The 9,581-nt window shown below is 37.7% G+C and carries 8 protein-coding genes and 1 pseudogene; all 9 read right to left on the reverse strand.

What is annotated here, in order from left to right; all coding sequences use genetic code 11:
* Positions 1–27 precede the first annotated feature (27 nt).
* Positions 28–156, reverse strand: a pseudogene (locus tag AC1DVB_RS22900) (IS110 family RNA-guided transposase); the annotation flags it as partial.
* A 288-nt stretch (positions 157–444) separates the two neighbouring features.
* Positions 445–1,269 carry an MBL fold metallo-hydrolase gene (locus AC1DVB_RS22905; protein ID WP_034311215.1) on the reverse strand — a complete coding sequence of 275 codons (825 nt, stop codon included), beginning with the start codon at positions 1,267–1,269 and terminating at the stop codon, positions 445–447.
* A gap of 311 nt (positions 1,270–1,580) precedes the next feature.
* Complete coding sequence (locus AC1DVB_RS22910; protein WP_477591106.1) at positions 1,581–1,949, reverse strand: VOC family protein; 369 nt, start codon at positions 1,947–1,949, stop codon at positions 1,581–1,583.
* A gap of 397 nt (positions 1,950–2,346) precedes the next feature.
* On the reverse strand, positions 2,347–2,844 hold the full coding sequence (locus tag AC1DVB_RS22915; protein ID WP_057277267.1) for a PTS sugar transporter subunit IIA: 498 nt from the start codon (positions 2,842–2,844) through the stop codon (positions 2,347–2,349).
* Between the two features lie 220 nt (positions 2,845–3,064).
* On the reverse strand, positions 3,065–4,039 hold the full coding sequence (locus AC1DVB_RS22920) for a carbohydrate kinase family protein (RefSeq protein WP_057277268.1): 975 nt from the start codon (positions 4,037–4,039) through the stop codon (positions 3,065–3,067).
* Between the two features lie 16 nt (positions 4,040–4,055).
* Complete coding sequence (locus AC1DVB_RS22925) at positions 4,056–5,528, reverse strand: sucrose-6-phosphate hydrolase (RefSeq protein ID WP_057277269.1); 1,473 nt, start codon at positions 5,526–5,528, stop codon at positions 4,056–4,058.
* Positions 5,529–5,597: 69 nt separating this feature from the next.
* On the reverse strand, positions 5,598–7,046 hold the full coding sequence (locus AC1DVB_RS22930; protein ID WP_057277270.1) for a sucrose-specific PTS transporter subunit IIBC: 1,449 nt from the start codon (positions 7,044–7,046) through the stop codon (positions 5,598–5,600).
* A gap of 193 nt (positions 7,047–7,239) precedes the next feature.
* Entirely contained in the window at positions 7,240–8,235 is a 996-nt protein-coding gene (locus AC1DVB_RS22935; protein WP_477591109.1) for a LacI family DNA-binding transcriptional regulator, read from the reverse strand.
* A 58-nt stretch (positions 8,236–8,293) separates the two neighbouring features.
* Entirely contained in the window at positions 8,294–8,674 is a 381-nt protein-coding gene (locus tag AC1DVB_RS22940) for a hypothetical protein (RefSeq protein ID WP_230135858.1), read from the reverse strand.
* Positions 8,675–9,581: the final 907 nt, after the last annotated feature.

The following is a 9,581-nucleotide window of genomic DNA, read 5'->3' on the forward strand; positions in this document are numbered from 1 at the left end:
GCTTTTTCTATCACGCGCCCTCGTTCATGCTTTTTCTATCACGCGCCCTCGTTCATCAACAAAACAAGCGTAATGAACATGCTTGGCAATATCCATACCAACAACGAGTGTATTTTCAGTAACTTGATTAATTTTTTCATTCCATTTAAACTGCATAGAGAAGTCCTCCTTGTTTGATGCTGAGTCAATGGTCGTTGACACTCATGCATCATACAAGAGGGCTCTTTTTCTTTCAAGACTTCGAACATCCTTCTAACAGGAATGCTGCCCCGTTAGTGCCATAACAAAAAGGCTGCCGAAGCAACCCCTGTTAATGAACTAAAGCACCCGTTAGTTCATTAAGAAAAGCGATTCATATTAAAAAATAGCGCCGATTGCTGAACAAAAAAATCCTGCACATCAACACAAGACCTTTGATAAAACTTTTTTATAAACGATCAGGCTTTATGTAGTAAACAACGTTCCATTTAGTGCTTTAACGTACCTAGTTGCAGATTTTTGAACTTGGTTATGGGCTTCTTCTTTAATTACTCGGTGAAAAGCGTCATATAACCGACCAAACTTAAATTCATTAACCCGATTTGCGATTCTTTCTACTGTTACACTGGGCATTGGGATGAAGTTTGGATAACTATACATAAAACTTACCCATTGGCGATCAGCAACGATCCGAATGATATCCCCAGTCAGTAATATTCCGTTCTGGCTGAATCCGTTTTTCCATTCTAAAACGGTGCCGCCTTTAAAATGTCCACCAATTCTCTGAAGTATGACACCTTGCTGTAATTCAAGCGATTCTCCAGACCAGAAAATGATTTTTTCGCTTGGCCTCGTTACCCAGTCTTTTTCATCTTCATGAATATAAATCGGAGCGTCAAAAGCTTCGGCCCATTCCACTTGACTAGAGAAATAGTGAGGGTGAGATAACGCTATAGCATCGATTCCACCTAAATCTTCAATTTGCGTAATCGTATCTTGATCAATATATGTAATACAGTCCCATAATAAATTAAAATTCTTATCTTTTATTAGATAAGCAGTTTGTCCGATTCCAAAATTCGGAATAGTATTTATGCTATATAACCCCTCTTCGTCAAGATTAATAGAATTTTTAAATATTCCATCTTTTTTCATCATTTCTAATGTTGTCCATGTTTGCCCTTTAGGACTAACATATTGTCTTTCTTCCCCGCAAATCAAACATTGATTAGGTACTTCTTTAGAGGCTTCATATTGGACTCCACATGTCTCACAAATATAATTAACCATAACCTTTTTCCCCCATATCTACAAAACCTTAACATTAATTATTATATATAAATAAGGTAAAATTTTTAAATTTAATGCTCAATTCCACTTCCTTTATGTTTGGGTTATATATATAAAAATACAAATTCTTTAGTGGTCATTTATTCAACAATCTGGCCCAATTGTTGAACAACTCCATATGCACTCTTGAACTCTCCTGCCCCGATAGTTCCATAAAGAAAGAGCTGCCATAAAGGCAGCTCTGATCTTTAGCTAACGTACCCGTTAGTTCTATAAGGCCTTGTATTGTACTCTATGTTTCAAAAAAGAACTTATAAGTTCAAATTTTGAATCATTTCTACCCTATTACCAAATGGGTCTCTAAATTCAAATCGTTCAAAATTTGGAATTGGAACACCATCAAGTATTTGTATATTCTCTTTTGTTAATCTATTTTTCCAATATGAGATGTCTTCTACTTCGTAAGCAATATGTGCTTTAGTTTTCAATCTATCAAAATCATCTTCTGTTCCTATATGTACATCTTTATCACCGACTTTTAACCAAAATCCTCCTCGTCCTTTAAGGGATTCGGGTTTTTCGATTTCTTGTAAACCTAAAATACCACAATAGAAATTTTTAGCCTTTTCTTCAGTCTCCTTTGGAATAGTTATCTGAACGTGATGTATTCCTTTAATCATTTTAACACCTCTATGAATTCAAATTTTTCCCAAAACTTCCCCTTTAACTAAAGGATACTAAACTTCCAAAGTAATTAAAATTTTATATTATTTATAAAAATACATAAGAATCTCTTATGGTTAATGTTTTATACTTATAGTTACATCTTCAATTAACCTGCCCCTTTAGTTCATTAAGCAAAAAGGTCACCAAATGGCAGCCCCGGAAAACTGCAGTAATCATATACGTGCAAAATAGCACTTAAAATAAGTGCAAATTATCACCTAAAGTAACACAATTCCGTTAAGTTATGATACCAACTTAGTCAAAATAAAAACACCCCATTTCTGGGGTGGACACCTCTTGGTCATATGTTCTTTAGTTCTTTAACGAGTTTCTTCTATTTTACTCCTTCTCCTATTTTAAGGTAACTACCAGAACGGTCGTTTTACCGGCTACAGATTGTCCACTATAGTGATACTCTAAATGTGTCACAATGTCTCCATTGGTAATGATCATCGGTGTAATAGTACTTGATGCTTTTTCCTTTACCAGTTCAAGGCTGTAGGTGACCAATATGTCTCCTGCTTTAACCTGGTCACCTTCTGCCACACAAACGGAAAACCCTTCTCCTTTCATGTTAACCGTGTCCAATCCAATATGAATCAATATTTCCAGCCCTTCTGCCGTTTCCAATGCAATGGCATGCTTCGTCGGGAAGACATTGATGACTTTTGCATCAGTCGGCGCCACTACCTTCCCTTCGATAGGAAAGAAAGCAATACCATCTCCCATCATTTTCTGTGAAAAAACTGGATCCGGTACATCTTCAAGCTTTAAAATTTCTCCTTCAATTGGCGATACTAATTTTATTTCCGAATTTTTTGTTTTTTTTCCAAATAAGTTTTTTAACAAGGTAATACCTCCCATTATTTTTAATATTTTGGCTGAACAGCAAAATTCTTAAGCAATCACTTTTTTGATTTGTTCTTTTAGCTGGTCTGATTTCGGTCCAAAAATTGCCTAGATTTTATTTCCTACCTCCAAAACGCCCGCAGCTCCAAGGCCTTTTAATCGGTCCTTATCAACTTAGCAAGCCAATCGGTCGGTACTTATCCGTGTAGGGCAGGCGCCATTATTGATCGATTTGCTGCAGTTGATAAATCGCTTCTTTGGCCGGAATGGAAGAGATTGCTCCTTTTCCAGTCGTAGTAAGAGCACCACTAGCGTTTGCAAAGCTTAGGATTTCTTGGTGATGAAGTTCAAGAACTTCTTCCAGATTTCCCTGCCGAACGTCTTTTTCTAATAACTGATACAGCAAGCCTCCGATAAATGCATCCCCAGCCCCTGTTGTATCCTGTACGCCGACGCGATACCCGGTTGATTCGTATTTTTTACCTCTTACATATAATTCGGCACCTTGAGCTCCTTTTGTATAAATTACTGCTTTAACAGCACCAGTAAATAACGAAGAAACTGCTTTTTCTTTGTCAGTAATCCCGGTAATAAACTCAAGCTCTTCATCAGAAATTTTCACAATATGAACCATTGGAACAAACTCTAAAATCGTTTTCCGGCATTCTTCAGGATCAGTCCAAAGCGGAAGGCGGACATTTGGGTCAAAGCTGATGATTCCGCCTTTTGCTTTTACAGAAGTAATGGCTTTCACATGCGCATGCTTCATAGGACTTTCCACTAAATCGACTGAACAGAAGTGGAGGAGGTCGCCGTTTGCAAACCAGCTATCGTTAATTTCAGTCTCATGAAGCAGCAAATCTGCAGAAGGATTGCGGTAGAAAGAGAAATCACGTTCACCATTTTCAAGCAAAGATACAAAAGCAAGGCCTGTGTTGGCTTCATTCGTTCTCGTAATTTTATCTATTTTCACGCCGGCTTGCTGCAATTGTTCTAAAAGAAAGTCCCCAAATGAATCCATTCCGAGCTTAGTAATTATCGATGCATTGCCGCCATTTCTGGCAACTGATACAGCAACATTCGCTGGAGCGCCTCCTGGAGCACGCTCGAATTCCATTACATCTTTTAGTGCGATTCCTTTTTGAAGGGGGATAAAATCAATTAATACTTCACCGATTGCATATAAATTTCTCATACCTTACCTCTCGCTTTCATACATAACTCCATTTTTTTGCTTGAAAAGTGGTGCTTCCAGATAATGCAAAGAAACGAATTTCATTTCTGTTTTCACGAGGGAAAATCCGGCTCGTGAATACTTCTTCACCGTCATTGATGAAAATCTCAACAGAAGAGGTATCTACAAATAAATGAAACTTAATTTTTTTGGTATTCACAAAGCATTTTCGGATTGTTCCATAAGCTTCTCCAACGGTCTCACCTGAAGAAGAGCGGTCAAGAATGACTTTTTTCTCTACAGTATCATATTTAATGACCGTTTTTTCATCATCACCGGCCCTGAATTCAATACCAAATTCAACGGCATCGTTGTTTTCAAATTCACATACCATTTCATAGGATACTCCTTTGAATTCTTCATACATGTTCTTGGTGTTCTTCAAAACACCTTTTACTTCAGTTTCCTGCCTGCGTAGCGCTTGAAGTTCCTGCACTGGCCGCTGAATCAGTTTGCCGTTTCGAACAGATAATTCTCTTGGCAGTGTTAAACAATGCGCCCAGCCATTTTTGTCTGTGGGTAGGTCGATTTCAGGCAAGCCCAGCCATCCGACAAGGATACGCCTTCCGTCAGGATTAACCATTGTTTGCGGCGCATAAAAATCAAAGCCTCTGTCAAGCTCCTGAAAAGAGCCATGTGATAATGAGTGGGTTATTGTATCTAGCTTGCTGCCAATAACATAACCGGATTGATAAATATTGTGGTAAAGGTCTCCCTTGGGCTCCAAACCTTGTGGAGAAAACATCAGTACACCATAGTTTTGCAGTTCAAAATAATCTGGACATTCCCACATATATCCAAAAGTTCCAAGGTCAGTTTGTAACTCTCCTTCAAATGTCCAGTTTACTAGATTGGAGGAACGATATAGGACGACACATCCTGTTTTGTCTTTCCGCTGTGCACCGATTACTGCATAAAAGGTATCATTTTCTCTCCAAACTTTCGGGTCGCGGAAATGATTAGTATATCCTTCTGGTACGTCCCGAATGAATGGATGGGTCAATTTTTCAATTTGTCCCGTTTTCTCCATGATGGCGATACATTGATAGGGATGTCTTTGCCAATTCTCATCACGGGTGTTGCCGGTATAAAATAAATATAGTTTTCCTTCATATTCAATAGCACTTCCGGAATAGGCTCCATGGCTGTCATAATAATCATCCGGTGCGATCCCGATGCCGGCATTTTCCCAAGAAACAAGATCTTTTGATTTCGTATGATACCAATACTTCAACCCATGTACAGGACCAAGTGGAAACCATTGGTAGAATAAATGGTACTCGCCCTGATAAAAAGAGAAGCCATTAGGGTCATTAAGTAGGCCGGATAAAGGCTGTATATGAAAGGTCTGTCGCCATGTGCATTCATTTACTCTTGTTTGCAAATTTTGCAGCTCTACCTGATTAACATCTTCAACGCGGCGATAACGCTGTTCTTTTGTCCATCCCATGTGATCAGACTCCTTTAAAAAATCAGAGGACTGTTCCTTGTTTCGAACAGCCCTTTTCATATTAATAAATTAGGCTGCTTCTTTTCGAGAAAGGGCAGCAACTTTTTTATCTGTCCGATTTGCTAAACTGAATGTTGCGATAAAGGCAACAGCAAAGGAAATGGCCATACCAATTATATAAAAGATAATTGTATCTGTTTTTATGGAAATAATCCCTGGTAGACCTGCAGCGCCAAGTGCAATCGCCTTTACTTTGAAGAAGGTGACGAAAGCAGAAGCCACTCCTGAACCTATAATTGCTCCAATAAATGGATACTTCAGTTTTAAGTTAACACCGAACATTGCAGGTTCTGAAATCCCTAAAAGAGCCGAAATACCCGCTGCAGATGCCGTGCCTTTTGTTTTTTTATCTTTCGTAATGAAAGTAACTGCAAGGGTTGCTGCACCTTGAGCAATATTGGACATTGCTGCAATTACGAAAATAAAAGAGCCCCCAGTTTTTGAAATATCAGAAAGTAATTGTGTTTCTACAGCAATAAAGCTATGATGCATACCTGTGATAACGATTGGTGCGTAAAGAAGTCCAAATATAGCTCCTCCGATAAAACCAGTTCCATCATATAAGAAGATGAGACCGTCTGTTAATAAGTTCCCTGTAGCACGAGTAATCGGTCCTACTACTGTGAACGTTAAGATACCAGTAATAAAAATTGTCAATAATGGTGTTAGAATATTGTCTAGTGCGGAAGGAATGACTTTTCGCAAATACGTTTCTATTTTTGCTAAAATAAAGGAAGCAACAAGTACTGGCAACACAGTGCCTTGATATCCGATTTTTTCAATTTCAAATCCGAGAATATTCCAGACCTGAATTTCACCGCTTAATAAGGCTCCTCCGTATCCCCAACCATTCAATAAGTCAGGGTGAACCATTAGCATTCCAAGTGTAGCACCCAGATAAGGATTTCCGCCAAACCGCTGTGTGGCAGAGAAACCGATTAAGATTGGAAGGAATACAAATGCTGCGTTGGCAAATGTATTAATTAGAGCTGCTAAATCTGCGAATCCCGGGTTAGCTTCGACAATGGATTGCCCAGCGATAAATAAGTCAGGTGCTGTGAGCAAGTTGTTAATCCCCATCAATAGACCGCCGGCAACAATTGCAGGAATAATAGGAACAAAAATATCAGAAAGCATTTTTACAAAGCGCTGAAGCGGATTCATTTTCTTCGAACCAGCATCTTTTACATCTTTCGTCGACATTTCAGTAAGTCCAGTTAGCTTTGAAAACTCTTTGTATACTTCATTAACAGTTCCCGCACCGATAATAATCTGGTATTGTCCTCCAGTTGAATATGTTCCCTTTACTGCATCCATCTCATCTAGTTTTGCTTGATCGACTTTATCTTCATCATGTAAAGCTAAGCGGAGCCGAGTCGCACAGTGTGCGGCAGCTGCCACATTTTCTTTCCCGCCGATTGCCTCCAATATTTCCTGGGATACTTCTTTATAATTCATAATGATCCTCCTTTTAAACGTTTATAAACGCTGACTTGGAACCGGTTCCGTTTGAATTCAAAAAAATATATGAATATATTAAGCAACGGAACCGGTTCCAGCATAAACCAAAAAAATATAATATCAACAAGTTGATTCACAGAAACCGGTTACATTTTAGAAGAGAAATATTTAGTAACCGATTTCATTTTGATTATAATCGGTGTAGTAAACGATTGTCAACGCTTTCTCTTTCAATAATTTTATATTTTGATAGAGATAATTTTGGTAATTCTTCCCCGTTAACAAGCTTTACGATACTTTTAGCTGCCATTTGTCCTGCTTCTTTGTAGTAAAATTTCGCTGTAGTTATGCCTGGGTGTATCATCTCTGTTACTTCATAACCTCCAAATCCAGTGATCGACAAGTCTTCTGGGATTTTTAAACCTCTTAAATAAGCTGCTTTCAAAGCACCAATTGCTATATTATCAGTTGCACATACGATAATAGAGGGAGTGAATTCCTCAATAATAGAGGGGACATTGATTAATGCATCTGTTATGCTGAAGCTTGTTTCATAATACCTTACTTCACAGTCTGATTTTTCATCTATCGCCCGCTGAAATCCTTTTTTTCGCATGACTCCTACAGCAATATCTTTTCCTGTTACGCCCAAAAAAGCAATCTTACGGTGACCTTTTTCCAGCACATGTTTTCCGAGATCATATGCTGCTTCATAATCATTGTGTATGATGCTGTGAATTGTTTCATGCTGCTGACCAACCAGTAAAACGGGCAAGTGCAGCTCTTTGAAGGCCTCTAAATGGGCGGCTGTAACTTGGGATGGAAGCAAAATCATTCCCGCAACCTTTTGCTTAGCCAGTGTGTAAATATTTTCAATTTCCCGATCTAAATCCTGACCGGTATTTGAGATCAGCATTTGATAATTTAGTTCTCTTAATTGTTCATCAATGCCAATTAACGTATGAGAAGAAGCATACGAATCAAGTCTCGGTACGATGGTACCGATTATATTAGTTTTCTTTGCTTTTAAACTTTGAGCGAAGGCATTAGGAGCATAGCTGGTTTCATTTATCACACGTTCGATTTTATTTTTCGTTGCCTCACTAACAGAACCATTATTTAGATAACGTGAAACTGTACTCTTAGCAACTCCGGCAAGCTTCGCGATATCAGTAATTGTAACCAAAGCATTCATCTCCGTCTTTATATGGATTTATTTATTATACACCAATATGTTTAGTAAATTACAACGTTATCATTGCAAATTCAAATGTAAACGCATTCACGTCCAAGTAGGGGGTGTGAAATATGGAAATTAGTAAAGAGGTTACATTTATACAATGATAAATAGAACTAACCATTAAGAGAGAAAAAATCCTTTCTTTTCTATTTAGCTCTCTTCCAAGAAATACACCCATAAGTTCATTATAATAGTATTCTTTATCACTAAATAACGCTTGAAACTCCTTATCAACTGCGAAATCATTAAAAAACAAGTCCATTGAACTGTCTTTTCTTACCCAAGCAATTGCTTCTATATATGGAGTGAACTCATATTTCCAATTATCTACATGAAGGTGATTACCAGTATAGTTTTCATCATTAAAATAATCTTGATTATTCATTGACTTACCCCCGAAAACTCAACTATTAGCAGAATTATACCATAGGACTTATTGTTCTAAGCTGCTCCGATAGTGTAATAAAGAAAAAGCTGCCTTAAAGACAGCTCCGATCTTCAGCTAACGCACCGTGCATTAGGGAAAATATCTCATTCTCCTGTTAAAATCTCTATAAAAGTAATGGTAATAACAAAAGCTAACAAAGAAAGTAAAACTCTATTAAATAAATGAATAGGCATTAGACGTTCTTTTAGCTTAAAGTATCCATTTAACACGACGATTAGTATAGCAAAATGAATAATTATTGCTACTAGATCAGTGTAAGTAAATGGCTTGCTTATGTAACTATCTGAGTAAAACCCTGTTAGGATTATTATAGTAAATAGAATAAATTGGATTCCAAAATATTTAATAAGATTCAAACTGCATAAGCTCCTTCTCAATTTCTCATTGTGTTTCACCATAATTGTAGATGTAAGAAACATCTTTGGGAAACAGTACATATCGAGAAAACTTCTTCAACTAACCCGCCCCTTTAGTTCCATAAGAAACGTCTATGGCGGCGATCCTCGCCGCCACCATCTATCACGAAACCCTGCTCATTACCCCAAAATAAAGTCTAACCCATTAAACCGTTGACAATAATGGTGATAACAATACAACCAGGCTGAACCTTTTTTGGTGGATCTTAAGGAGATACCCTGTATAAGAAACTGGTTGTGACAGTATTGAAGAACCATTTAATGTACTGCTAGTACGTATACAAAAATTTTTGTAACAAATCTCCTGTCATATGTATTGTTAATCTTTTATTGAGGTGATTCTCCTATGGAAGCAATGATTGAACGGTGTGCTGGCCTAGATGTACACCAAGAAACAGTAGTAGCCTGCGTATTATTTGGTCCATTAG

The sequence above is a fragment of the Peribacillus sp. P4_D6 genome, assembly GCF_056401795.1.